Here is a 26,560-nt window from a genome sequence, read left to right on the forward strand (position 1 = left end):
TACTTTTACTTTTGTCACAGAGTACTTTCAAAAATCTCAGTAGCAACTGAGAACTAATGCGTTTGAGAGTCGATTGCTTAATAAAATCTAAAGTTTTATCTTTACATTATTTTTTCAACTCGATTATTTTGATAGCAGTTATTAGTACATTCTACGATCGATATTATATAGCAAAAAGGCAGTTGAAAAATCAATTTAATCGAACTTTCAACTGCCAACTTAAATATTGGATTTTTTTAGTACCCTCGAATATCCTTTTAAATCTAATTTGCTCCTCTAAACTTAGAGATTAACAAGAATTAGAAGGATTAGTAGGACGAATAACAGGAGGGACTACAGCAGGAGGAGTAAGCCCTGTAAGAACAGGAGTTATTACAGTACTACCAGCTCCAAGGCGGACTTGTTGAACTTGCAATACTTTTACAGTAAGTTCAAGTACAATTTTTTCACGCAATGTACTGAAAGTTTCTTCTGGTGCTACCATAACCGGTGAAAAATCAAGTTCAAAGAAGTTTGCAGCTACTAACTCGCCAAATGGTTGCTCATTGTATTTAACTAGATTTTGGAAGAAAGCTTTATCCAATCGAGCATCCATTTGCGTAGTTTCATTAAGGAAGTTCGCTTCGGCAAACTCGGAAATTCCTAAGATCGGAGTAGGACCTCCAACTGTTTGTGGGAAAGTTAGGTCTGTAAAACCAGAAAACTGAACATCAGCAATTCTATCTTGAAGCGCTCCATTACAATCTGCTGAGGCATATTCTATATTTTTGCGAATATGTCCTGCTACAAATAATTTAGCTCTTGTTACCGCAAAAAAGTCAGTGTTGTCAATACGTGCAAAGCTAACCGGTACTAGTTTAACTTGATTTAAGAATACATTTTTTTTCACTCTTTTGATTTCAGTTGCTGCAGGAGTGAGCGTAATATCCGCCTCCACAGCAATTTGAAGTGTTGGTTCTGCAAGTACAACTGGAACTTTAATAGTTGGAGTTGTAAGCGGTGTAGCGACTACTGGAGTAATTTCACTAGTTAATGGGATTTGTTCAGTTGATGTTACTGGACAAGGATCGCTTTGTCTAACTTGATTATTTGATTGTTCACTCAAAAAATTCTCCTCGTTTCATTTTGTAGTTTTAGAGAGCTCTCCATATCAGAATATGTAGCTATTAAATCTATGAATGGACGTGTATACTAGTTTTTTACTCATTTTAAAAAAGGATTTTTGAGCTGAGGATAAGAATGAACACAAATGCCAGGTATTCACCGTTTTGAGCACCTGGTCTAATTGTTATTTATCACTAGAAAATAATTTTTTACTTGTGTTTTAAAGCTTTCAAATACTTGGTTCTTGCCTGAAAGATGGGACAGTTAGATATCTGAATTAAGTGTAAAATACCAAATCTAGCGCCAATACAAAAACTAATATTAAAATTGTAATTGGTATTTTACCTATTTCAAGTAATCGAATATTAAAAATTCAGGAAATGAAATGGTATATAAACCTGTAGCAATTAAGGTAGGAGAATAGATCAAAGAAGCAATAACAAAAAAAGTTAATGAGATAATTAATTTATTCACTTGCTTTCACCCTCCGAGGTTGAGATCCCCTATAAATAAAGGTTGCTATGTAAAACATGGAATATAATAACATATTTTCGTCGTCATTTAAATTACGCTTATTATTAATTTACCTATCTAACTAGTTTTTTGAATTACAATATAATAAAGCCGATTCAAAGTTTTTTGAATCGGCTTTTATTGTTAGGATTACTAATATAAGCAGTCATTAAGGTGGATTTCTACCTCTTCAAACCTTGTCTTGACTGCATTTATACTCAATTATAATGACGTTTACTCTTACATAGCTAAGTGTGTGAAAAGCCTCTTTTGACAAGTTTAAACGCCTATCTCATTCAAATTCATAAGATATTGCAGAAAGCGCATAGAGAGGCGCTGTTTCTGCTCGTAAAATTCGGGGTCCTAATGACATCGTTTGGGCACCGGCTTGAAGCAGGGCATCTGCTTCTTTTCTAGCAATGCCACCTTCCGGACCAAAGATCATAAGAATGGATTTCGACTTCTTGTCATTCACGTTTTTTAGCTTCTCCGCAAATCTTGTGCGTTTTTCTGCTTTTGCATCCTCTTCATCTGCTATAAAAACGGCGTCGAAATTGCCAACTTGTTCTAATAGCTGTTTAAAAGAGATTGGTTCATAAATTTCCGGGATATGTGTACGATGGGATTGCTCAGCTGCTTCTTTTGCAATTTTTTGTAGACGCTCTTGCTTTTTGGCACCTTTCTTTTTATCCCATTTAACGATGGAACGCTCTGCTTCAAAAGGCAAGAAGGCAAACATTCCAAGCTCTGTTGCCTTTTGTGTAATAAGTTCTAGTTTATCGCCCTTTGGCAAACCACATGCCACTGTTACATGTACAGGTAACTCCGGAGAAGGAACAATTTCACCTGTAGTTTGAACGTGTACCTCATCTGCCTCGAAGGCTACAATTTCACATATATGGGCGGTATTTTGTGTAACTACAACGATTTTGTCGCCCTCTTTCATACGCATTACTCGTTCAATATGTCGCGCATCCTCTCCGCTAATACGTGCTTCCTCAATGGTCGTCTCAATAAAATAACGTTGCATATTACCCTACTCCTTTATAGCAAGAAGAGAAAACGCCAAATCGACAGCACTCGGCTCACGATTTGGCGCTTCCTCAATCAATTTATTGTGGTCGACGGGCAATGATTGCTACCCAATCTTCCATTAGTAATACTTCTTCGATTACAAACCCTGAAGCTTCTAGTGCTACTTTTACATCATCACGTTTCGCGCCAATGATGCCTGAAGTGACATATAATCCACCCGGTTTAACAACTGAAAATGCATCGTCAGTAAAGGACATAATAATTTCTGCTAAAATATTAGCCACAACGACATCAGCTGGTTCCTTAACTGTATCCAATAGATTTCCATGGAATACAGATACTTTAGCAGCTACTTTGTTTAACGTAACATTTTCTTGTGCTGAACGTACAGCTACTTCGTCTAAATCAAGTGCATGTACGCTCTTAGCTCCTAGTAAGGCTGCACCAATTGATAGAACGCCTGAACCCGTACCGATATCGATAACCGTATCGCCCTCTTTTACAACCTTCTCAAGCCCTTGTAAGCACATAACAGTTGTAGGGTGTGTTCCTGTACCAAAAGCCATACCAGGATCTAATTCAATAATTAATTCATCTGTTGATACTGGTACATATTCTTCCCATGTTGGTACAATTGTAAAGCGTTCAGAAATTTTTACAGGATGATAGTATTGCTTCCATGCTGTTGCCCAGTCTTCCTCATTCACTTCCACAATCGATACAACATTTTCACCAATATCGATGTTGAAGTTCGTTAGATTTGTTATAGCCGCCTTAATTTCTTCGACTGTTTCATTTAAAAAACTAGACTCCGATAAGTAAGCCTTAACAATCACACCATCTTTCGGAAAATCCGCTTCATTTAGTGCATAAATTTCACCATACTGATCCTCACGTGGCTTCGCAAATTCTGCAGAATCTTCAATAACCACACCACTTGCCCCTGCTTCATGCAAAATATTCGAAATTGCTTCAACCGCTTCATTTTTTGTATGAATGGATAATTCTGACCACTTCACGTAGCACTTCAGCTCCTCTAATTATTCACCTTGGAATTTTTTCTTAATTTTATCGAATAGCGAGCTTCCTTGCTCTTCAGGAATATCACCACTGATTTCAGCAAATTCACGTAGTAATTGTTTTTGTTTTTCTGTTAATTTTTCTGGCGTTATAACTTTTACTGTTACATATTGATTCCCTGTGCCATAGCCATGTACATTTTTGACACCTTTGTCTTTTAGACGGAATTGCGCACCTGACTGTGTGCCCGCTGGAATACGGAGTTTTACTTTTCCATGAACAGTCGGAACTTCAATTTCATCACCAAGAGCTGCTTGTGGGAATGTCAGTTTTAGTTCGAAATAAATATCATCGCCATCACGTTCAAACTCATTATGTCCCTGAACGCGGAACATAATATATAAATCCCCCGCTGGTCCTCCATTTATACCTGGCTCACCTTGCCCAGACACACGAATTTGCTGACCATCATCAACACCTGCTGGAATGTTTACTTTGATTTTCTTACGTTGTTGAACTTTTCCTTCGCCACGACAAGTTGAACATTTTTCTTTAATGATTTTACCTGTACCATGACATGTAGAACAAGCACGACGATTCATCACACGGCCAAAAGGTGTATCTACAGCTTGATTTACTTGACCTGCACCTTGACATGTTGAACATATTTCGGGATTAGTACCTGGTTTTGCACCTGAACCGTGGCAAGTATCACATAATTCATCTTTTGGAATTTCGATTTCTGTTTCTTTCCCGAAAATCGCTTCCTCAAATGAAATATTCATACGATATTGAAGGTCATCACCTTTGCGTGGTGCATTCGGATCCTGACGGCGACCGCCACCACCAAAGAATGAGCTGAAAATATCCTCGAAGCCGCCAAAGCCGCCGCCTCCGAAGCCACCACCAAAGCCTGCATTTGGATCCTCGTGGCCAAATTGATCATAGCGTGCTTTTTTCTGATCGTCACTTAATACTTCATAAGCTTCAGCGATTTCTTTGAATTTTTCATCTGCACCTTGCTCTTTATTAAGGTCAGGATGGTATTGCTTTGATAATTTACGGTATGCTTTTTTAATTTCATCTTTAGAAGCCGATTTCGTTAAACCAAGCACCTCGTAATAATCGCGTTTCTCCATGATTCACACTCCGCTCTTTTTGCATAAAATCTATTGTATCATGCAGTTAAAAAAACTGCCTCTATTTTATTATTAATTATTCATTAAAAATGTTATACCACATGCTTTTTTACTTTTCTCGCATATAACCTATGCTAGACGAATGTTCGTAGGATATAGCTAACAATAAAGAGAAAAGCCAAAGCCGCAAGCGGTCTTTGGCTTCTTCACTTAACTGTGTTACTTGCTATTATTTATCTTCTTTTACTTCTTCAAAGTCAGCGTCTACGATATCATCTTTTTTACCAGCGCCAGCATCTGCACCAGCATCGCCACCTTGAGCTGCTTGAGCAGCCGCGGCAGCTTGTTCATATACTTTCATTACTAATGGCTGTAATACGCCTTCTAGTTTTTCTTTAGCAGATTTAATGCCTTCTAATTCGCCAGCTTCAAGCGCTTTTTTCAGTTCATCACGAGCATCTTCAACAGATTTTTTCTCGTCTTCTGTAATTTGTTCGCCTAAGTCAGCAATTGTTTTGTCAACTTGGAACACTAATTGGTCAGCTTCGTTGCGAAGATCTGCTTCTTCTTTACGTTTAGTATCTGCATCAGCATTTGCCTCAGCATCTTTTACCATACGTTCGATTTCTTCCTCTGATAAACCAGAATCAGATTGGATAACAATTGTTTGTTCTTTGTTTGTACCAAGGTCTTTCGCTTTAACAGATACGATACCATTTTTATCAATATCGAATGTTACTTCGATTTGTGGTACACCACGTGGTGCTGGTGGAATATCCGATAGTTGGAAGCGACCTAATGTTTTGTTGTCTGCTGCCATTGAGCGTTCACCTTGTAGGACGTGAATATCTACTGCTGGTTGGTTGTCAGCTGCAGTTGAGAATACTTGTGATTTAGATGTTGGAATCGTAGTGTTACGGTCAATTAATTTTGTGAATACGCCACCCATAGTTTCGATACCTAATGAAAGTGGAGTTACGTCAAGTAGCACTACGTCTTTTACATCACCAGTTAATACGCCACCTTGAACAGCAGCACCCATTGCTACAACTTCGTCAGGGTTTACACCACGGTGTGGCTCTTTAGCAGTTTCTTTACGTACAGCTTCTTGTACAGCAGGAATACGAGTAGAACCACCTACTAAGATTACTTGGTCAATTTCAGATGTAGAAAGACCTGCATCAGATAATGCTTGACGTACTGGACCTACTGTACGGTTTACTAATGGTAATGTAATTTCGTCAAATTTTGCACGAGTTAAAGAAATTTCTAAGTGCAATGGACCCGCTTCACCAGCAGTGATGAATGGTAAAGAAATTTGAGTAGATGTTACACCTGATAAGTCTTTTTTCGCCTTTTCAGCTGCATCTTTTAGACGTTGCATAGCCATTTTATCTTTAGAAAGGTCAATGCCGTTTTCTTTTTTGAATTCTGCTACAAGATACTCGATGACAGCGTCGTCGAAATCGTCCCCACCTAGTTTATTATCACCAGCTGTTGCTAATACTTCAAATACACCGTCACCTAATTCAAGAATAGATACGTCAAATGTACCGCCACCAAGGTCAAATACTAATACTTTTTGATCTGTATCTTGTTTGTCTAAACCATAAGCAAGTGCTGCGGCAGTTGGTTCGTTGATAATACGCTCTACTTCTAAACCTGCGATTTTACCAGCATCTTTAGTAGCTTGACGTTGAGCGTCATTGAAGTAAGCAGGTACAGTTATAACTGCTTTTGTTACTTTTTCACCTAAGTAGTCTTCAGCATAGCCTTTTAAGTATTGAAGAATCATTGCAGAAACTTCTTGCGGAGTATATTCTTTATCTTCCACTTTAACTTTTTCAGATGTACCCATTTTAGATTTAATAGAAATAATTGTGTTAGGGTTTGTTACTGATTGACGTTTAGCTACTTCACCAACTTGACGTTCGCCATTTTTAAACGCAACAACAGATGGTGTTGTACGGTTTCCTTCTGGATTTGGAATTACTTTTGGTTCTCCGCCTTCAAGTACAGAAACACAAGAGTTTGTTGTTCCTAAGTCAATACCGATAATTTTGCTCATAAAAATTTCCTCCTATTATTTAAACGCTGATGCGTTTTCTAACTAAATGTAATTAACTAAATAGTACTAAGTCTATTCGTTCACAGATACCATTGTTGGGCGCAATACGCGATCCTTTAACATATAGCCTTTTTGAAGCTCGCGTAAGACAACACCCGTCTCTTTTTCACTATCTTGCTCCTGCATGACAGCTTGGTGAACATTCGGATCAAATTGCTCACCTTCAGCTTTAATAATCTGTAAGCCTTCCTTCTCAGTAGCTTCCATCAGAGAACGGTACACCATTTCAATACCTTTTACGATTGAAGCAGTTTCTTCTGAAGTCGCTTCAACTTGTAAGGCACGCTCAAAATTATCGATTACTGGCAGTAAATCTGACAGTAAGCTCTGAGCGCGATACTTTTCAGCAGCCTCACGATCAAGTTGATTGCGGCGGCGGATATTATCGAAGTCAGCACGTAAGCGTAGATGACGATTTTCCTCGTCGTCTAGCTTTGCTTGTAACTCAGCTAACTTTGCTTCATACTGTTCTTCGATTGTTAATTCTGCTTCTTGTCCTTCTTTAACTTCTGCTTCTACTACATTTTCAGCTTGTACATCCTTTTCTTCTTGTACAAGGTCTTTGTTTTCAGTTGTTTCCGTCACTTGAATCCTCCTCATTATCAATCACTACGATTCTTTGTAAATGCTTGTGTTAAATCCATGCGAATTACGTCTAGTAAAGCAACAACACGCTTATAATCCATACGTGTTGGACCAATAATTGCTATTGCTCCTTGCTGATCTTCACCAATAGAATAAGTGGTCGTAATGACACTACAGTTTTCCATTTCTAGTTGTTTATTTTCCGAGCCAATACGAATATGAATGCCCGATTCATTAGGTTGGAAGAGCGACTGCACTTGGCTAGTCGTTTCCATTAAGTCCAAAATCATACGGACTTTATTTAAATCGTGGAATTCCGGTTGGTTGAACATATTTGTTTTACCACCATAGAAAATTTTACTTTCCGAATTATTCATCGTCGCTGTAACGAGAGCGTGAATAAAATCATCCGCTGATCGAACATGCTGCTGTAATACTGTGAGCACTTCAGCTTCGAGTTTTTTATGAATATCCTCTAATGACACACCAACTAGACGTTCATTTAAGATATTAACCATTTTCTCTAAATCAGAAGCGGTAAAATTAGGAGGTAAACTAAACATGCGATTTTCAACATGTCCGTTATTCGTTACGATAATCGCTACTGCTGTATCGCTAGAAAGTGGCACAATAGAAAATCGTTTAACACGATGTCTTTGAACGTCTGGTCCTAAAAGAATCGATGTATACGATGTCAGCTCTGATAAAATATTGGCTGACTTTCGGATAATATGCTCTACTTCTACTAAACGATCATTGAAAATTGATTGGATTTGCTGAATATCCCTTGAATTAATGCCTTGTGGGTTCAACAAATGGTCTACATAAAATCTATAACCCTTTTCCGAAGGCACTCGACCAGAGGAAGTGTGCGTTTTTTCTAAGAAGCCTAATTCCTCTAAATCCGCCATTTCATTTCGAATTGTGGCTGGACTAAATGTAATCTCTTGCTTTTTGGATATTTGGCGAGAACCTACCGGCTGTGCAAACATAATAAAGTCGTCTACAATAGCTTGCAATATTTGTAATTGCCGATTTGTTAGCATGATCATCACCTCTGTTAGCACTCAACTAAGAGGAGTGCTAATACTATTATTAAGTTATCAAATCCTACATTTTATGTCAATGATATCGCTCAATCTTCTAGTAAAAATTGTTGAAATACTTCATTCCCTACAAAACGACCTTTTCGCGTAAGACGAATTCCTATAGCATCCTGTTCCAATAGACCTTCTGAAACTAACTTTTCAACGACATGTGAGTAATGCCTATGCATCGATTCATTAAATTTTTCTTCATATATAGTGTGTGTAATTCCTTCTGTTTTACGCAAACCTAAAAACATTTGCTCTTCTCGTTTCTCATTCTCTGTTACAACATGTTCATATACAATTGGTAGTTCCCCTGCATTTACTGCATCCATATACTTTTTCAAGGGTCCATGATTTGAATAACGCACACCAGCTAAATACCCATGAGCACCAGCACCAAAACCTGCATATTCATCGTTTTCCCAATATATTTTATTATGTCTAGAACTGAAACCTGATTGAGCAAAGTTGCTTATTTCGTATTGTTGATGTGCATGTGCCTCCATCTGGTTCATTAACACATCGTACATATCCGCTTCAAGATCTTCAGTTGGTAAATTGAGCTTACCTTTTGTATATTGATTATAAAAAATCGTTTTTGGCTCCACTATTAGTGAATAAGCAGAATAATGTGGTAAATCAAGCGCGAATGCTTTTTCTAAAGTATCCTTCCATTGTGCCATCGTCTGACCCGGTAAACCATACATTAAATCCAGACTAATATTTCTGAAACCTACCTTTTTCGCCAAGGCAATTGTTTCATAGACGTGATTGTTGCTATGTGTACGGCCAATTTTCTTTAACAACTCTTGATCAAAGGATTGTACACCCATACTTAAGCGATTTACACCACCATCAAATAATGCCTGCATTTTTGCTTCTGATAGCTCGTCCGGATTGGCCTCTGATGTAAATTCTGTCACACTGTCCATTGGAACATACGTACGAATAAGCTCAAGAAGTCTCTCTATTTGTTGAGGCGTTAAGGCTGTTGGTGTACCGCCGCCTAGAAATATCGTTTCGATTTGCTTAAAACTCTCGGGATATTTTTTTGTAGCAAGCTCCATCTCTTTGCCAAGCATTTCTATATATTCATCTACTGGTTGATTTTTAAAATAAAATTTATTGAAATCGCAATAGTTGCAAATTTGATGACAAAAAGGAATATGAATGTAAACACCCCGTGCCATAGCTATCCCTTCTTTCTCATTAGTCTTTTTCCATTTCCTCATTATAAACAATCGAGGCAGGGAACGCCATGAATCGAGCTAATAAAAAAGACTGAATGGTAAATATATTGATAGAGTGAACCTGTTGGACATGTTTTTTATAAAGAGGATTGTTGCAAAAAGCAGTACACACTTTATCTACATAGCTAATTTATTACACAAAAAAATCAAAACCACAGCAATAATGGTTTTGATTTTTTTATGTATCCTTAATAACATACAATCCCTACGCAAATGCCAACTAACGCAAGTAAATAAGGTTGCATTCTCCAACGCATCAAGCACCATAAAAAAACGGCTGCAATTACTATGTCTAGACCATTTTGTATTGTCTGTGTAACAATCGGATGAATAAAAGCTGCAGCTAATATTCCAACAACTGCTGTATTTGCACCAGCCATCGCCCCTCTTAATCCAGCGAAACGACTAAGAACTAGCCAAAAAGGCATTGCCCCTACTATTAGCAAAAATGCCGGTAAAAAAATGGCTAGCGTAGCGATTATAGCCCCAGGTACCCCAGCAATGACCATACCTATATAGGAAGCAAACGTAAATAATGGACCTGGGACTGCTTGCGTCATTCCGTATCCTGCTAAAAAATCTGAAGAACTCATTAATCCACTTTGGACAAACCGCGCCTCTAGTAAAGGCAATACGACATGACCTCCACCAAACACTAATGCACCTGATAGATAAAATTTTTCAATGATCGTAAACCATTCATATTGAATAAGTGGACTAATAATGGGTAATCCAACGAGAAGTATAACAAACAGCGCTAAAAAACATACACCCGTCGTTTTTGAAATAGGTACAACTGTTTCTTTTGGGTCATCTTTTTGATTAGTCTTCTTAAATAAATGATAGCCTATAAAAGAAGCAACGATAATAGTAATTACTTGAGCAAGTGGATGGACCCAAAAAAGCACTACTATAAGAGCCAATAAAGCGATTATAAAATGACGAATGCTAGGGATTAATTTTTTGGACATATCAAAAATAGCTTGCGCAACAATCGCAACAGCCACCAATTTTAAGCCATGAATCCAACCTATACTCATCCCTGTATGTGCAGAAAAATACGCAAATGCCATAAGTAGCAAAACTGACGGTAATGTAAAACCAACAAATGACACAATACTCCCAAATAAACCGCCTCTTAATAAGCCAATACCCATCCCTACCTGGCTCGATGCTGGCCCAGGTAAAAATTGACTGAGTGCAACAAGCTGACTGTAGTCATTATCAGATAACCATTTACGCTTCTGAACATATTCATTTTGAAAATACCCTAAATGTGCAGTTGGGCCCCCAAAGGATGTACAACCTAATTTAAGCGAAACTAAAAAAATCTCCCATAACCTTCGCAATATCTTCAACTACTTTCCATGTCATCTATATTCATATTACATGGGGAAATCATCCTTTTGGTTTAAGATATTGTAAAGTTTTTACAATACGGTAATCAGGGTTCGTTATTTATTTCCAATTTTAATAGCAGAACCAAGCTCACTTCCATTTGCAGCTATCGAAATTAGCTCATAGCTCTTCCCCGTTAAATATAATGCATCGAGGCGGACACCCCACTTCGTATACTCTTCATTTAAAGGATATGCTACGTTAAAGGGCCAAGATTCCCCTGTCGCTGATTGGATTTTAAAATGTAATGCTTCATTTAATAAGCTATTCTCGGAATGAAAGTATATCGTTGTTGATATTGGTGTAGAAATTACCTCCTCTATTGTTATTTCCTGCCCATCTAACAGCTTTACTTTTTTCTCAACAGGGAAGACCTTTCTATCTTCTTGTAAGTGCTCTTGTGAAGCTTCCACTTGAAATTCCCACGGTTCGTCAATCTTTTTTTCCCCGTTCCAGTCGTTATAACGAATATCTAAGTTTAATATTTTATCCTCTGGTAGTTCACTTAATTTCACACTACTATAGATTGTATAGGTTTTATCAGATTGTTGGATTGTCTGTCCTCCATTTCTAACCGTGAACTCTTTTCCATTCACAAAAACCTGTGGAAAGAAAAAGATTTGGTAGTTGAAATTTAGGTCTTTTACTGGCTTAAAGGTAGCATTCAAAAGTATTTGGTTATCGTCAATTATTATTTCATTTAACGTTAAACGTCCGAGACCATTTTCAGTAGTTTTATCGACCACTGTTTTGTAGGCTTCAAAATTCAAATCCTTCTTAAACAAAAAATAATAAACAATTACACAAGTAACTACCAATAAAAGCAATACTACAATAAACCATATTTTCCGCCCTCGATTTTCCTTAGGCTGACTCTCGACAAGAAGCATATCATTGGACATCCTGTACACCTCATTTTAAGAAAGTATGTCTAAACAAATGCTTTTTATTTATTGTAGTTTTCAGTTGACCATTATATAACCTCTAACGATGTCAAGGTTTGGCTGATTTCACTATGTATCTAAAGGAATAATTTATATTCCTTTAATGTTGTATGAATGAAAGGAAGTTGTCATATAAAGTATTGCTCTTCGGCAAAACGGGGGTGATTTCTCTAATTAATAGTGATAAAACGAAACTTCAGCAATGTTTTAACTTTGCGAAAGCGTAGCGGCAGCAACAACGGTAGCGAAGAAAGCGGCTCGACCCTTGCCCATAGGTAATCTGGAACGGAAACACCTTTTATAACACCACAACATTCACAAAATCCCCTTGACTGTTTTGTTTTTCTACTCTGAGAGAGATAATCTATCCCCTTACTCTTGATGACGAACCTTTTTGGCCTCTTCCATTAAATAATCTACAAATAACTCATCTTTCACTAACCATGCTTGATAATTTCTTTTTAAAAACCATTCCGCTTCATAAAAACTTGTAAAGATTTGGTCTAATGGAAGTTTATTTTTTTCAATTATCCAATCAAAATCACTTATTGAATATAGGAGGAAAAATTCTTCCTTAAGGTTTTTATACATTGTCCCAAAAGAAGAGAACCTTAAATTATAGCGATTTCGTTTCGCATCCTCTGGTATTGGTGCTATATGAAATGTTTGAGCCACATACTGCTCATAAGCTTCGCCTGTTAAAGAGCAACCAGCTGCTTTTTGGTGCCCTCCCCCTCCGAATTCAGCTGCAATTGCCGAAACATCTATGTGATCATGAATCGTACGAAAGGAAATTCTTTTGCCACCCATATTTAAAATAGCTATAAAATCAAGGTGTACATTTTCTTTTCCTAATTCATTCCCAAGCTCTGAATGATAAGATTCTGCATAAACCACACCTGTAAAGTATTCTCCTATCGATGTTTGCACTAGCTCCCTTTTTTTTCGTCGGATGTACCGTTCTATTTTCTCTTCTTCCATAGTCAAAATTTTCTTTTCAAATTCATCAAAGTCAAAATGCTCGCTTGTCATTAGACGTTCAAGCATTTTTTCTTCAAATTCTTCGATAGATACTAAAAAAAAGAGAGCATTTAACCGACGTGCTTTGTGATTATCATTCTTCTCCCATTCCCACGTATCGTACTGTCTCACTAACTCTACAAATTCGGTGGTGGAGTTTGTTTGTTCTAAAAACCCATGTGTAACAAGATACTGATAATATAAAGACGTTGCTGATGTTAAATAGCCATTTTCATCTTCTATTAAAACTTTACCCCATTCATAATCGTTCAAATGATAAGCCGTTTTATGATGATCAAGCAGTTGAACATTGCCAGTGGCAGTATAATAATCATTTAATCTCTTTTCATTTTCCTCGTTTGGAGATAAGTCGGTAATAAATAAAAATGTATCTTGTTCGTTTTTATCTAAAAAATACTCAATTTCCCGATCCAGCGATGAAATTGAATTGTATCTTACCTTCACCTGGTCTTGAAAGGCAAGCTTGGCTAAAATCCCGCAGCCTACTCCATCTAAATCATTATGCGATAGCAATTTATACATTTTTTCACCTCTATATTAGTATGGTTTATCATTAAAAAATTATTAGTATTGTAAGGATTGTCTATACTAACAAAGAAAATTTCTTATTTAGGACTTGGTCTATTATTCATTGTTGCTTTAGGTTTTGGTACATATAAGTTAATGAACGCTAGATCCTACCAACTATTTGCAGTATTAGCTCACATGTCGAAACACATAAGAAGGTTGTTGCATTAACATTCGATGGCCCTACTAAAAATGTCAGCGCCATTTTATTTTTATTAGATAACTACAACACTAAAGCAACCTTTTTTTCTAATTGGGAAGGAAATTGAGGAACATCCAGAGGAATCTAAAAAATTGTCAAGCCAGGTCACCAAATTGGAAATCACACTTATTCACATAAGCGAATTGTGTTTAAAATCCCTGCTTTTTACAAAAAAGAAATCGAAATAACCGATAAGCTAATAGAAGTATAGGCTATACAGAAACTCCAACTGTCCGACCGCCATATGGCAAAAAACTAATTGGTTTACCTTATTTTATTTAAGTAAAATAATCGCGATACGATTACGTGGGATTTGGAGCCTGATTCATATTACTCAACGCTCAAGGAAAAAAATCAATTATGTTAAAGAAAATATTCAACCAGGCTCTATTATCTTGATGCATCTTATGTATGAAGATACGGGAAATGAATTGCAAGCGTTTGAAGGTATCTTATGGGCACTTATTGAAGAAGGTTATACATTTGTCACTATTGAAAAGCTTAAGAAATTAGAAAGGGACGCCAGATCATCTTGTCTAACGTTCCTTTCTAACTCAACGAAACAACCGGGTAATTTTTATGGAGACGGTGATTAATAGCCATTCAATAATCGATTACTATCTTAAAATCTTATTTTTGTAAAGTACGCAACAACCACCATTAAATAAAAAAAGAAATTCACCAGTAGCAAATAAAACAAAAAATCATACTCTAAAGTAGCAGCTTTCGCTGCTACTTTATAAAATCCTATGACTCTTCTAAAGAGTTGTTTTATACTATGTAATCTAATAATACTGACCACTTGAAAAAACCAAAATAATTTACTACATTCTCAAAATACAGTAACACCCATACACAACAACATCTATATCATGTTTTAATAGAATAGTTAAGATCACTAACATTCACATGCATCCGTAATCAAAAAATTTGCATTTATGCAGATTCCTTTTTGACTTTAAGTAGATTAATATTTATATATTTCCCCTCTTAATAGTCATAAAGCATTAAATTACTCTCCATAATTATTTTTTGAATAGTATTTGCTATAAAAGGATTTACCTACTACCAACGCTTCCCCGTCATTAACTTTGCAATAATTCATTAAAAAAAGTTATAAAAACCCTTTAAATTCAACATTTACGAACATAATCTATTACAATATTTCTTACATATATTTCGCTTTAAATTAAATCAGATTATTTAGAAATGACTGAAATTAATTATCCGACAAAATATAAATTCTTTTTTTGTTATAATATGTTATTATAATTTTAGTAAAACGTCCTATTTTTGTTAAATAAAAAATAGAGGAAAAACGAACTACAAAGGAAGATGAATATGAAAAAAATCCAACAATTATTTCAAAGTGAAGATGGAAATATCGAACAAAGAGAGAATTTTTTATACCTATTGGAGAAAATCGTTTCATCATTAGATGATTTAAAAAACCCAAAAACAACAACTCTTGGACCAATGAAAGAGCGCTCTGACAATTTCTATAAAGAGTTAATGCAAGAAAATCAAGTACCAGCTTCAGGTGTCGGACTTGATGAGGTTGTGAATGAATTAACAAAATTGATGCAAGGACATCCTTACCATACACGCAACTTTGTAACAAATGTTTTACCAATGGCTAGCATTCCCGGTATATTAGGTCAATTTACGAATGCTCTGCTTAATGGTAACAATCTATGGGATGTATACGGACCAGCTGCAGCAGAATGTGAGGTAAAGGTAGTAGCAATGATGTCGAAGTTAGTTGGCTACGACTATACTCAAAGCTTTGGTTACACAACTTGGGGTGGACAAGGGGCTGTTTTCAGTGGGCTTCGTCTTGCGATCGCTAAACAATTCCCTAATGCAAAAGAAGATGGCGTACCAAATAATTTATATTGCTTCGCTTCAGAAAATGCTCATTATAGCTTATTAAAATCAATTGAAGCAGTCGGCATCGGTAGCAAGCATTTAATTCGTATTAAAGCTGGAAAAGACCATTCAATGGATATTGAAGACTTACGTATGCGTATGACTGAGGTTATCGAAAAAGGTGGTATTCCAGTGTATGTAGTTGCTACTACAGGAGCTACAGATCAATTTGCTATTGATGATGTACAAGCAATAAAAAAAGTTACAACTGACCTTGAACAAAAACATTCCTTAAAACCTATACATATTCACGCTGATTCAGCGTTAGGTGGTTTTTACGCATTTTTCAACGATTATGATTTTAAGGCAAATCCACTTCAGTTAGAGAATGATGTTTTACAAGCACTAGAACAAATTAAAGAACGTATGCAATATCTACCTATTGCAGATAGCCTTTGCTTCGACTTCCAAAAGCTTGGTCAAACACCGTATTTAACAAGCTTATTCCTAATAAAAGAAGGAAAACACCTACAGTTATTAGACATTGAGGACTTCGACACACCTTATGTTGGCAATCGAGGCTATGGTTCTTATCATACAGGCTATACATTAGAGTGCTCTCGTATGGGTAGTTCAATTGCTATTTATGCTGCATTACAGGCGTTTGGTAAAGAAGGTTACCAACAAATATTAGCAAATTATGTGCGTGTAAACTTAGCGTTCCGTGCGCAATTAGCTGAGAAAACTCCAATGTTACAAGTAGTCAATGAGTCTAATATTGGACCAGTTACAGCCTTTCGTTTGTATCCTGAAGGCTTTAATTGGAAATCTGAACAGTCAGGTAGCTATACACAAGATCAGATTGAATATATTAATGGCCTTAACGCTTCTTTATTTGAAATTATAGGAGAAGGTCGAGATGAAGTATTTTTCGGTGATACGACACGTGTTTGCACTGTCAGCACTAGCGATACAACACAACAAATTCCAGTCGCAGCTGCAAAATTCTTCTCAATTTCTCCTTATACAGAGACAGAACATATTAGTGATATGGTTCATTTCTTACAAAAAAAGGTAAAAGTATTGGAGGCTGCTAAAGTTGAGTATAGTCAAAAAATTTAAGAGCTCTTTACTCTATAAATATATTGCGAGTTTTACTATTCCAATTGCTATTATTTCAGTAATATTTAGTATCGTATTATTTGTTACATCTTATCGGATTATCGATAATAATGTTATTACACAATTTGAGTCATCATTAGAGGTTATATCTCATACAATTTTTGGTGATATAGACAAAAATGACGTCAAAGCTGCAGATGATGGCGATAAGGATAAATATGATGAAATATTAAATGAATTAAATGAAACACTTAAAGAGTATAACATTGAAAATGCTTACGTTCTTTCACGTGCAAATGGCAAAGAACATATTGTGGCATTAAGTAATAAAGACGATTATCAAGAGGACTATGCTTTTAGTGAAGACATGAATGAAGCGCTAAATACTGGAACCATTCAATCTAGTGATATTTATAAAGATGAATACGGTATTCATAAATCGATTTTTATACCATTTAAAGATACTGATATTCTTTTTGGTTTAGATATGGACGCTTCCTTTATTTCTAAACTTCAAACAGAGACTCTTTGGATTTGTATCATCATGACTGTGATGTTTTTGATATTCGGTATTATTGTGGCTTATATCATTAGCAAAGGCATTATAAAACCAATTAAAAATATGACTAGCTATGTTGGTAAGGTGGCACAAGGAGAATTAGCTGTTGAACCACTTCAAATAAAGGGTTCTAATGAAATTGCACAGCTCTCTTCAGGCATTGAAAATATGACAGCAGATTTACGCTCTCTTATTCAGCAAATTGCTGAGAATGCGGAGCAAGTAGCTGCTATGTCTGAAGAGTTATCGGCAGGCTCTGAGCAAACAAGTGCATCTATTCAACAAATTACATCTTCAATGCAAGAAGTAGCTTCAGGATCAGAAAAACAAACTTCCTCTATTGAAGAAGTAGAAAATCATATTACGACAATCTCCACAAAAATGTCAGAAGTTGTATCGAGTGTTAATGATGTCACTGCTAAAGCATCTAGTGCATCTTCTATTTCAGAAAAAGGCAATACAACGATTCAAAGTGCTACAGAAAAGATGGCCTTAACATCTAATGCTATTCAAGAGACTTCGGAAGTTGTGAAACGTTTAAGCACATACTCAAATGAGATTGGCGACATTGTAACCTTAATTAATGAGATTACGGATCAAACAAATTTACTCGCTTTAAATGCATCTATTGAAGCAGCACGTGCTGGTGAGCATGGTAAAGGCTTTGCAGTTGTAGCTGAAGAAGTGCGTAAACTTGCAGACCAATCTTTAGCAGCGACGAATAGTATTCGAACACGTATTGAAACAATTAAAGAAGAGTCTGTGCAAGCTGTAAAATCTATGGAAATTAGTAGTAGTAATCTTGCAGAAAGCTCTACTACCTTTAATGAATCAGGTGAAGCCTTTAAAGAAATATATTCGCATATTACTTCACTAACTCAAGAAATGGATTATGTCAATAATATCATTTCAAATATTAACGATGGGGTTAGCAGCATTGCCATTTCTGTTGAGACAGTTGGTGTAGTAGCCGTTCAATCATCTGGAAACATTCAAAATGTGGCTGCTGCTTCTGAAGAACAATCAGCTAGTATTGAGGAAATTACTGCGTCTTCAAATAATTTAGCTGAGATGGCACAGCAACTTCGTAATATCATACAAAAATTCCAGCTATAAGAAAAACTAATAACAAAAATCCGCTATACTTTTTGTAGGTAAGTTTCTACCAACAGAAGTTTATGCGGATTTTTTTATTGACTCATCAATTATGCCTCGGCATAATTGCGTCCGGAATCGGCTTTGTGCTTAGGCCTGCAGATGTTTTTTGTGCGAAAGCGTAGTGGTAACGTAGCGGCAGCAACAGATGTTTTTTGTGCGAAAGCGTAGTGGTAACGTAGCGGCAGCAACAGATGTTTTTGCGCGAAAGCGTAGCGGCAGCGGCACCGATGCAGGTCAGTTAGCCGTTATCGCATAGATGCGATGATTTTAGGCTAACATCCTTTATTAACTCCTTTCCAATTTCCGTGACATCCGCCGGAGGCTTTAGGCCAACGTGATGTTGGTCACTCAGTCATTACCACAGGACGTGGTGTTCTTAGACTGAGTTCCTCTATTCAGCGGATGTCTGCTGAAATAAGTTAAAGATTCTCCAATTTTTGTGCCCTCTTGTTCATCCATGCAATTGTTTCTTCTAGCCCTACTCTATATGAAGTACGTGGTAAAGCGCCTATTTCCTTTTCGTATTTTTCCCCACTTAAAATGACCGGTTCTTCTGTTAAATACAACATTTCAACTACTTCTTTCATAGAAGGCGTAAATATTCCGATAAGTCGGATCATCCCTTTAGAAACTGTACGAATGCCTTTTTTGTAGCCTGTAATTTCACGTAAAATTTTTACTAGTTCTTCCCCTGCAATTGGATGTACGGCTGGCACGTTCCAATTCTGATTATATGTGTCGTCTCGTAAAGCAAGCTCAACCATAGCCTTTGCACCATCAACTGTATAAAGGAATTCCCTTCTCACCTGCATATTTCCTACAAAATTAGCTTTTTTACCTTGTATTACATTTTTTAACGTTTCATAGAATATTGTATTCTCTGCATTCGGTCCGTACAAATCAGGGAAATGTACAATTAACGAGGGTACATTACTGTTTTTCAATTTATTTTCCATCGTTAAACGAATTTTCCCTTTTTTTGTATGTGGTTCCTTTCTAGCTTGCTCTATTACAGGGTTTTTTGATTGTCTTCCATATGCATAAATATTATCTACAAGTGCAATTTTCGCTCCATGCCTTTCGGCTATGTTAATCACCATATCTATGCATTGCATATGCAGCTTTTCCCAATCCTGATACGGAAAACTAATAGCATGAAAAATAATATCCACACCTTTTGAAGCTCTCATTATTTCCTGTTCATTAAATACATCACCCGACATAATTTCGACATTTTTGTGATGCTGAAAAAGTGCAACTAACTTTTCTTTATTTCTAGCAAATGCCTTCACCTGTATATTTCGACTTACTAGTTCATTTACTAGAGCATAACCCATACCACCAGATGCCCCAATAACTATTGCTGTTTCCAAACTAAATTCCCCCTTCATTAATTAACCACTGGTCAAATAACTTTTAAAAGAGAGCTCTAGATTTTTTACTAGAGCTACTCTCTATATGTTAAAGCCTTGATAAGAAATTTTGCATGTACATCCACTGCATCTTTCGCTTCCTCATAATTTTTTACATAATGACGATAATGTGCAACAAATCCATGAAGAGCAATGAATGTAGAATATATATCTGAATTTAACAGCTCTGTCTTTGATAAAGACTGTACAGATTGTGCAAATTTTTCATAACTAAAATTCGCTGCCTCTTGTGAAAGCCCATCAATTTCACTATCCCTCATCATAAACATTAATTCATACTGGCTTTGATTATTTAAACCAAACGCCATATAACCTACAAAAACATTTAGCAGTTTAGTGTTATGATCTTCAGGACCGTTCACTTTTTCATCTAAAGTATTATTTAACTCAGAAAAATAATCACCTAAAATTGCATAAAATATTTCTGCTTTATTTTTAAAATGATAATAAATAGCCCCATGACTACAACCAAGCTCTTTAGCAATACTACGCATTGATACTTGGTGAAAATCTTTCATGATAAATTGCTTATGAGCCTCATTTATAATCATTTCTTTCGTCAAATCTTTTGTTGACGGCTTACGTGGCGACATATTGTCCTCCTTATTGACCAGTGGTTAACAACTAGTATATAGGTGTTTTCATTTCTGGCAATAGTGTTACTATCATGGAACAAAGATAATGTGGGAGCTCAAAAAGCAACCTCCTACTTCTTAAGACTTGAGTAGGAGGTTTGTTTCTAACGACATTAAATTAGACCCTTCACAACTTTTGAAATAACAGCGCCTTCAGCCTGACCAGTTAACAAAGGTTTTGCTATTTTCATAGCTTCCCCCATGTTCATCCCTTTTACAACGCCAGCTACCACAAGTTTTTCTGCAATTTCTTCTTCAGTTAATTGCTTCGGTAAAAATGATTTTAATAGTGCTAATTTCGCTTCCTCTTTTTCAATTAAGTCAGCTCGCCCTGCATTTTGAGCACCCTCTAAAGCCTGATTTGTTTGCTTCACTTCACGATTTATAATAGCCATTTCCTCTTCAGAAGATAAAGCTGCTCCCTTTTCTTTTTCAGCTAAATCCAAGGCAGATTTCAAAAGCGTTAATACACCTTTGGCTAATACATCCTTTTCTCTCATTGCCTGTTTTAATTGTTCAAATACCTCTGTTTTTAACAATGTTTTCACTCCTTCGTGACATCTATTATAACACAAAAAAACACCGTAACCTTAAGGGATACGGTAAGCCAATTTAGGAATCTCCTACTTCTACTATGTGGTGAGATGAATGTTGGTTTAAGCTACTCTTTGTGCTAACACAGAGCCAACCCCGGAAGCAATTATGCCAAGGTATAATTGCTACTATCATACTTGTTTAAGCATAGATACTTCAGCTTTTGTTGTTAATAAATCCAGGGATAATATTTCAAATTTTGCATCTACAAGATCAATTTTTCTACTTAAATTTTGTTCAACTTTTTCTAATCTTGTTTCCACTGCTTCAATTTTTTCATCTAATCTTTTTTCGACCGCTTCAACTTGTTGCTGAAGATCTGATTTCATGTCTTGCATTTGCTTCGAAAGCTCTAAAATTGCTTGAAGAATCGTATGTTGGTTTACCTCTGGTTCCATTTTTGACTTCCTCCCCTCTTTTATATTCATTCCATTATCTATTAATTTCACAGCAATAATTTCATTGACATAAATAAAAAAGGTAGAGTTACATAAGCAACTCTACCTGTCATTCTATCTATCATTTATTCCAAAGTCAAAATATTAATAGATGAAGTTTGTCAAGTATTCATCCGTTAATTTAATCGCAAGGCTTTAAATCGTTTGTATATGTAAAGAGACCTTACAATCACTTTTTAAATTGCCATTACCTCCAACCAAGGAAATGATACTGATTACAATATCTAGTGAATTATTATTCTCTGCCATTTACCCAATAGACAAAACCAATAACCGCTCCCCCAATAATATTACCTAGTGTAACAGGTAATAAATTTGAAATGGCTCCAGCAAACGATACGAGTTCACCATGAGGTATTAAGAGAGCAAGGGAAAACAATGTCATATTTGCTATACTATGCTCAAATCCAATTGTGACAAAAGGGAAAATACAGCAAAAAATCATCGCTAATTTTGCCGTCTCTGTTTTTAATTTATAGGTACACCATACTGCCAAGCATACTAGCAAATTACATAAAATACCTCGACATAAAAGTTCAACGAAACTAGCATTCATCTTAGCTGTAGCCAGTTTTTCAATATAAGCTGCTGTGTCTCCCACTGCTAGCCCCGAGTAAAAAAATAATGTGGCTGCTAAAAGCGAACCAAAGAAATTTCCTATGTAACTAAACGTCCAAATGCCTAACATCTCTAATGGTGATGATTTTTTTGATAGTGTACTAACCGTTAAAACTAGATTATCACCAGTAAATAAATTTGCTCCAGCCATCATGACCATGCTAAGTGCCACACCGAATGCTAATCCTTGTACGACCTTCATACTCGGTACCCCAGCTGGACTGAATAAGCCGCCAATAGTAACGATGAGCAAAATACCAAATCCGATAAAAAGTCCGCCAAAAATAGCTAACAATAAATAAATAGCAGGCTTTTGCTTCATCATTTTAATTTTTGTTTCAGCTGTTATACAAACTGAAGAAATTGCCTCTTTCATACTTTCATCTCCCAAACAACATCAAGCTAAATTAATAACTTATTTTTAACGCTGATCTCAAGTAATCATCCAATTTTCACTCTAACCAACTTATATACAAGAGTTACATTTTAACAAATATTATTCCAAAATATCATTATTTAGCAAATTTAAAGTAAATTCCTCCAAATATACATATTTTCATGCACTTTAAAGATTACTTTAGGTTTAGTTCATTGGTATTAAAAAGGGATAGTTAATCCAATATTATCCAGGAATTTCTTTCTGAGGAGACATCAATTTGTGTTTCGGGCTTCTCGCTTTTGCATAGAAGCATTGTCAATAATACTTCGTATTTCTCGCATTACTAAACCAAGAAAAAATTAATTTGTAGATTTGATTAATTATTTTTTTCTATTGCTACATTTAATACTTCTATTAGTAATTTTATTGCTTATATGGATTTATATTGATATGATCCGAATTAATTCCTACAAAACAAGTTTGTTAAGTAGGTTAAATTAAAGGGGTTGATTGGGATGGGTCAAATTGTAACTAATAAGATTAAACAATCTATTACAGAATTAATCGGTCATACACCACTTTTAGCATTAAAGCAGTATGTAAAAGAGCATCAACTGGAAGCAGAAATTATCGTAAAGCTAGAGTATTTTAATCCTGCTAATAGTGTGAAGGACCGTGTTGCTAAAGCAATGATTGAGGATGCTGAAGCTCGTGGTGTATTGACAAAGGATAAAACGATAATCGAAACAACCAGTGGAAATACTGGTATTGGTCTAGCAGCAATTGCAGCTGCAAAAGGCTATAAGCTTCGAATTTACATGCAGGATGGTGTAAGTGAAGAGCGTACAAAGGCAGTTAAGGCATATGGAACGGAGGTTGTACCTTTTTCAGATGTCCCAGAAATGGTAGCTGCCTTTGAGGAAACAGAGGGTGACTTTGTTGAAACGATTAAAGTATTTCGAGAAACAGTCGTTGAACAAGAAGAAAATGTTGTATTTTTAAATCAGCTTGATAATGATGCCAACCTAAATATTCATAAGTTAACCACTGGCCCTGAAATTTGGGAGGATACAGATGGACATATTGATATTTTTGTAGCGGCAATTGGCATAGGCGGTACGATAAGTGGTGCTGGAGCATACTTAAAATCTAAAAATCCAGATATTCAGATCATTGGTGTAGAGCCTGCTGTTAATTCCATTGCAACAGTTGATAATCCAGATATTATTGAAATCACAGGTGTTCACCGCTTCTCCGATGCTGACGAGGCTCGTGTGCCATCGAATATTCATTTAGAAATAATTGATGAAGTACTGGAGGTAGAAACTGCACAAGCTTATGAGGCGGCACGCGCTGTTGCGAAATCAGATGGTCTATTAGTAGGTACATCATCAGGCGCTGCTTTATTTGCCGCCACAGCTCTTGCAAAACGTGCAGAGAACAGAGGTAAACGAGTTGTCGTTATCCTACCTGATACTGGTCTGCGATATTTATCAACTGATTTATTTTAGAATCCCTGTAAGCTTAGACTTTTTAGGCTAACCACACTTATAAAAAAACGAAGGGGAAAAATATTCCCCTTCGTCTTTATTATAACTTGATCAATTATGCCTCAGCATAATTGCGTCCAGAATCGACTTTGTACCTAGGCACGCAGATGTTTTTTGTGCGAAAGCGTAGTGCTAACGCAGCAACAACACAGATAAATTGCCACAGGACGTGGCGTTCTTAGACTGAGTTCCTATATTTCAGCAAATGTCTTTTGTACCGAAAGCGTAGCGGCAGGTACAGGTGAACCCCCGCTGAAAGAAGTTAAAAAAATCTTTCCTTTAGTAGTTTTAGTTGATTCAACGGCCGTTATCGCGTTTTTAATGTCTAACAAATCATAATTAGAATCAACCGCCATCATTTTTAACTTACCACTATTAACTAGATGGATTAAATAATGAAATGTATCTTGCCATCTTTCTACTGATACTTGCTTATTCCAATGACGCAAATGGAACATATTTGCCTTTACATTTGCCTCTTTAACGATTTTCTGCCAATTCACTTGCACACCTGATAAAAGACCAATAGCTAAAAAATCCCCTCCAGATTTAAGACAAAAAGCAAGATCATTGCCTGCTGCCCCTCCAATAGAATCAATAGCAGCATCAGCACCCCTACCATTTGTTAGTTCCATTACTGTCTCATAGAGCGGTGCTTTTGAAGTATCTATTACATAGGAAGCGCCAAGTTGAATTAAATCGTCCGTATGTCTATTATTTCTCGTTACCGCGATTAATTGAAAACCTAACAATTTTGCTAACTGTGCAAATATGTGTCCAATTGCGGACCCACAAGCATTCACTAATAAAACATCATTTGGCTGCAATTGTAATATGTCCGTACAAGTTACCCAAGCTGTCATTGGGTTGATATACATTTGCGCTGCAGTAAAATCATCTATAGAATCTGGAATAGGCACTGCAAATTCTGCGCTTGTTTTTACAATTTCCTTCCAATTCCCTTCTCCTCGTAAAGGTAAAACACGCTTTCCGATAAGATTCTGAGAAACATACGGACCTACATCCTCTACAATACCGACCCCTTCATAGCCAGGAATAGTTGGTAAAGAAATTCGATGAGCATAACTCCCCCATATTGGTAATAAATCAGAAGGGTTAATAGGTCATCCCAGCATTCGAACAAGAATCTCTTGTTCTTGAGGAAGTTGAATCGTTTTATTTTCAAACTTCAAAACCTCTCGTGGGCTTCCAAATTCATATAATTTAATGCTTTTTGCTTTCAAAAAATTAACCCCTTTATGATTGATTAATAGCATTTTTTGCAACTATTCCAAAATGAAACCTTCAGGGGAGCTTGCTTCATCCTCACCGATTATTAATTTTCACCACTCGGAATTTTATGAGCAGTTTTTCTCCCGCTTAATTTCTTTGCTTTCGCGAATTAATGGTCTGATGGTGTTTTTAAAGCTGTGAAATGGTAAAATCACCATCTTCGTTCATGCATAGTTGTAGGTTTTTATTGATTTCTATCTTAATAGGACTAACAATTGCTTTTTTGTTAGAAAAATACCAAACACGTTCACTTGGTCCTAAAAGTAAATTTGCGCCATCCTCATAATTCCCCATAAACGTGAGAGCATTTGAGCGGATTTCGTTATGATTCATTGGAGTTATACCGTATTCTTTTAAACTATCGGCTACTGAATAAATAGCATCCGTCGTTAAATTCATTTCGGCAATATTTAGTACATGCTCGGGTGAAAAAGACTCTACATCCTGTTTTGGATTTACTTCCTGTCTTGAAATGAGCTCAATAATATTTCCTTCTGGATCATAAAAATAACAAGAATGAGCCTTTAATGTATCAAAATATACTTCATCCTGTCCCTCTGAAAATAATAATTCTGCATATTCTTTTACCCAGCTTTTCGCTTGTTTAAATAAATTACATGGAATATTTAACGCAAAATGATATTGTTTTTTTACCAAATAAGGTATTTTTTCAAAAGTGATAATACTTTCGCCAACAGCTATATCAAAAAAATTATCCGTATTCTTTATTAATGTAAATCCTAAATGATTGCAGTAAAATTCCTTTATTTTATGTACATCATACACATATAGTTTCACCTTTGTAATCTTCATCGTAAACCATCTCCTTTGCAATTGTTAACATTTACTATACTTATTAAAATAAATACATACCT

At 36.1% G+C, this 26,560-nt stretch carries 20 protein-coding genes and 2 pseudogenes; 4 read left to right on the forward strand and 18 right to left on the reverse strand.

The features are described 5' to 3' along the window. Positions 1-289: 289 nt before the first annotated feature. From ACQKOF_RS08850 to ACQKOF_RS08900, 11 genes are all read right to left on the reverse strand, one after another. Positions 290-1,105 carry a CsxC family protein gene (locus tag ACQKOF_RS08850; protein WP_427555603.1) on the reverse strand — a complete coding sequence of 272 codons (816 nt, stop codon included), beginning with the start codon at positions 1,103-1,105 and terminating at the stop codon, positions 290-292. An 804-nt stretch (positions 1,106-1,909) separates the two neighbouring features. Beyond that, on the reverse strand, positions 1,910-2,647 hold the full coding sequence (locus ACQKOF_RS08855) for a 16S rRNA (uracil(1498)-N(3))-methyltransferase (RefSeq protein WP_427555605.1): 738 nt from the start codon (positions 2,645-2,647) through the stop codon (positions 1,910-1,912). Between the two features lie 82 nt (positions 2,648-2,729). Continuing rightward, complete coding sequence (gene prmA, locus ACQKOF_RS08860; protein ID WP_427555607.1) at positions 2,730-3,671, reverse strand: 50S ribosomal protein L11 methyltransferase; 942 nt, start codon at positions 3,669-3,671, stop codon at positions 2,730-2,732. A gap of 21 nt (positions 3,672-3,692) precedes the next feature. Continuing rightward, a complete protein-coding gene (gene dnaJ / locus ACQKOF_RS08865; protein WP_427555609.1) occupies positions 3,693-4,811 on the reverse strand; it encodes a molecular chaperone DnaJ in 1,119 nt (372 codons plus the stop codon). 229 nt (positions 4,812-5,040) lie between these two features. Continuing rightward, on the reverse strand, positions 5,041-6,879 hold the full coding sequence (gene dnaK, locus ACQKOF_RS08870; RefSeq protein WP_427555611.1) for a molecular chaperone DnaK: 1,839 nt from the start codon (positions 6,877-6,879) through the stop codon (positions 5,041-5,043). Between the two features lie 72 nt (positions 6,880-6,951). Beyond that, the gene (gene grpE / locus ACQKOF_RS08875) at positions 6,952-7,524 is read right to left on the reverse strand and encodes a nucleotide exchange factor GrpE (protein ID WP_427555613.1); all 573 of its coding nucleotides are present in this window, start codon (positions 7,522-7,524) and stop codon (positions 6,952-6,954) included. Between the two features lie 17 nt (positions 7,525-7,541). After that, the gene (hrcA, locus tag ACQKOF_RS08880; RefSeq protein WP_427555616.1) at positions 7,542-8,570 is read right to left on the reverse strand and encodes a heat-inducible transcriptional repressor HrcA; all 1,029 of its coding nucleotides are present in this window, start codon (positions 8,568-8,570) and stop codon (positions 7,542-7,544) included. A gap of 89 nt (positions 8,571-8,659) precedes the next feature. Further along, positions 8,660-9,805: a radical SAM family heme chaperone HemW gene (hemW, locus tag ACQKOF_RS08885; protein ID WP_427555618.1), complete on the reverse strand. Its 1,146-nt coding sequence runs from the start codon at positions 9,803-9,805 to the stop codon at positions 8,660-8,662. 248 nt (positions 9,806-10,053) lie between these two features. Then, a complete protein-coding gene (gene chrA, locus ACQKOF_RS08890) occupies positions 10,054-11,214 on the reverse strand; it encodes a chromate efflux transporter (RefSeq protein ID WP_427555620.1) in 1,161 nt (386 codons plus the stop codon). Positions 11,215-11,319: 105 nt separating this feature from the next. Further along, positions 11,320-12,165, reverse strand: coding sequence for a DUF4179 domain-containing protein (locus ACQKOF_RS08895; RefSeq protein WP_427555623.1), 846 nt, complete (start codon positions 12,163-12,165; stop codon positions 11,320-11,322). Between the two features lie 414 nt (positions 12,166-12,579). After that, the gene (locus ACQKOF_RS08900) at positions 12,580-13,770 is read right to left on the reverse strand and encodes a DHH family phosphoesterase (protein ID WP_427555625.1); all 1,191 of its coding nucleotides are present in this window, start codon (positions 13,768-13,770) and stop codon (positions 12,580-12,582) included. Between the two features lie 173 nt (positions 13,771-13,943). Between ACQKOF_RS08900 and ACQKOF_RS08905 the strand changes: the two are divergent. The 3 genes and pseudogenes from ACQKOF_RS08905 to ACQKOF_RS08915 all read left to right on the forward strand — a co-directional run bounded on the left by ACQKOF_RS08905 (position 13,944) and on the right by ACQKOF_RS08915 (position 18,683). After that, positions 13,944-14,228: pseudogene (locus ACQKOF_RS08905) on the forward strand (polysaccharide deacetylase family protein). A gap of 1,130 nt (positions 14,229-15,358) precedes the next feature. Further along, positions 15,359-17,008 (forward strand): pyridoxal phosphate-dependent decarboxylase family protein, encoded by a 1,650-nt coding sequence (locus ACQKOF_RS08910; RefSeq protein ID WP_427555627.1) that lies wholly within the window; start codon positions 15,359-15,361, stop codon positions 17,006-17,008. Continuing rightward, positions 16,986-18,683 (forward strand): methyl-accepting chemotaxis protein, encoded by a 1,698-nt coding sequence (locus ACQKOF_RS08915; RefSeq protein WP_427555630.1) that lies wholly within the window; start codon positions 16,986-16,988, stop codon positions 18,681-18,683. Before ACQKOF_RS08910 ends, ACQKOF_RS08915 begins: the two co-directional genes overlap by 23 nt. Before the next feature lie 461 nt (positions 18,684-19,144). Here ACQKOF_RS08915 and ACQKOF_RS08920 read toward each other — a convergent pair whose 3' ends face one another. The 5 genes from ACQKOF_RS08920 to ACQKOF_RS08940 form a co-directional block, all read right to left on the reverse strand. Next, positions 19,145-20,098 (reverse strand): SDR family NAD(P)-dependent oxidoreductase, encoded by a 954-nt coding sequence (locus ACQKOF_RS08920; RefSeq protein ID WP_427555632.1) that lies wholly within the window; start codon positions 20,096-20,098, stop codon positions 19,145-19,147. Positions 20,099-20,172: 74 nt separating this feature from the next. Continuing rightward, complete coding sequence (locus tag ACQKOF_RS08925; protein ID WP_427555635.1) at positions 20,173-20,751, reverse strand: TetR/AcrR family transcriptional regulator; 579 nt, start codon at positions 20,749-20,751, stop codon at positions 20,173-20,175. Between the two features lie 155 nt (positions 20,752-20,906). Then, entirely contained in the window at positions 20,907-21,332 is a 426-nt protein-coding gene (locus ACQKOF_RS08930) for a GatB/YqeY domain-containing protein (protein ID WP_370042060.1), read from the reverse strand. Positions 21,333-21,518: 186 nt separating this feature from the next. Further along, on the reverse strand, positions 21,519-21,785 hold the full coding sequence (locus ACQKOF_RS08935; RefSeq protein WP_427555637.1) for a hypothetical protein: 267 nt from the start codon (positions 21,783-21,785) through the stop codon (positions 21,519-21,521). 295 nt (positions 21,786-22,080) lie between these two features. After that, a complete protein-coding gene (locus ACQKOF_RS08940; RefSeq protein ID WP_427555640.1) occupies positions 22,081-22,839 on the reverse strand; it encodes a formate/nitrite transporter family protein in 759 nt (252 codons plus the stop codon). Between the two features lie 518 nt (positions 22,840-23,357). Here ACQKOF_RS08940 and ACQKOF_RS08945 point away from each other — a divergent pair. Continuing rightward, the gene (locus ACQKOF_RS08945) at positions 23,358-24,353 is read left to right on the forward strand and encodes a PLP-dependent cysteine synthase family protein (protein WP_427555642.1); all 996 of its coding nucleotides are present in this window, start codon (positions 23,358-23,360) and stop codon (positions 24,351-24,353) included. A gap of 230 nt (positions 24,354-24,583) precedes the next feature. Here ACQKOF_RS08945 and ACQKOF_RS08950 read toward each other — a convergent pair. Further along, positions 24,584-25,636: pseudogene (locus ACQKOF_RS08950) on the reverse strand (zinc-dependent alcohol dehydrogenase family protein). A 178-nt stretch (positions 25,637-25,814) separates the two neighbouring features. Further along, complete coding sequence (locus ACQKOF_RS08955; RefSeq protein ID WP_427555644.1) at positions 25,815-26,498, reverse strand: VOC family protein; 684 nt, start codon at positions 26,496-26,498, stop codon at positions 25,815-25,817. Positions 26,499-26,560: the final 62 nt, after the last annotated feature.

The organism is Lysinibacillus sp. NPDC093190 (assembly GCF_050280425.1).
Classification (GTDB): Bacteria; Bacillota; Bacilli; order Bacillales_A; family Planococcaceae; genus Lysinibacillus.

Bases quoted from the DNA above. Each gene is read 5' to 3' on its own strand.
- ACQKOF_RS08910 (WP_427555627.1), top strand. From the start codon at position 15,359: ATGAAAAAAATCCAACAATTATTTCAAAGTGAAGATGGAAATATCGAA.
- ACQKOF_RS08945 (WP_427555642.1), top strand. From the start codon at position 23,358: ATGGGTCAAATTGTAACTAATAAGATTAAACAATCTATTACAGAATTA.
- hrcA (WP_427555616.1), bottom strand. From the start codon at position 8,570: ATGCTAACAAATCGGCAATTACAAATATTGCAAGCTATTGTAGACGAC.
- dnaJ (WP_427555609.1), bottom strand. From the start codon at position 4,811: ATGGAGAAACGCGATTATTACGAGGTGCTTGGTTTAACGAAATCGGCT.
- dnaK (WP_427555611.1), bottom strand. From the start codon at position 6,879: ATGAGCAAAATTATCGGTATTGACTTAGGAACAACAAACTCTTGTGTT.
- ACQKOF_RS08955 (WP_427555644.1), bottom strand. From the start codon at position 26,498: ATGAAGATTACAAAGGTGAAACTATATGTGTATGATGTACATAAAATA.
- ACQKOF_RS08940 (WP_427555640.1), bottom strand. From the start codon at position 22,839: ATGAAAGAGGCAATTTCTTCAGTTTGTATAACAGCTGAAACAAAAATT.
- ACQKOF_RS08900 (WP_427555625.1), bottom strand. From the start codon at position 13,770: ATGTATAAATTGCTATCGCATAATGATTTAGATGGAGTAGGCTGCGGG.
- hemW (WP_427555618.1), bottom strand. From the start codon at position 9,805: ATGGCACGGGGTGTTTACATTCATATTCCTTTTTGTCATCAAATTTGC.
- ACQKOF_RS08855 (WP_427555605.1), bottom strand. From the start codon at position 2,647: ATGCAACGTTATTTTATTGAGACGACCATTGAGGAAGCACGTATTAGC.
- ACQKOF_RS08895 (WP_427555623.1), bottom strand. From the start codon at position 12,165: ATGTCCAATGATATGCTTCTTGTCGAGAGTCAGCCTAAGGAAAATCGA.
- ACQKOF_RS08935 (WP_427555637.1), bottom strand. From the start codon at position 21,785: ATGGAACCAGAGGTAAACCAACATACGATTCTTCAAGCAATTTTAGAG.
- ACQKOF_RS08925 (WP_427555635.1), bottom strand. From the start codon at position 20,751: ATGTCGCCACGTAAGCCGTCAACAAAAGATTTGACGAAAGAAATGATT.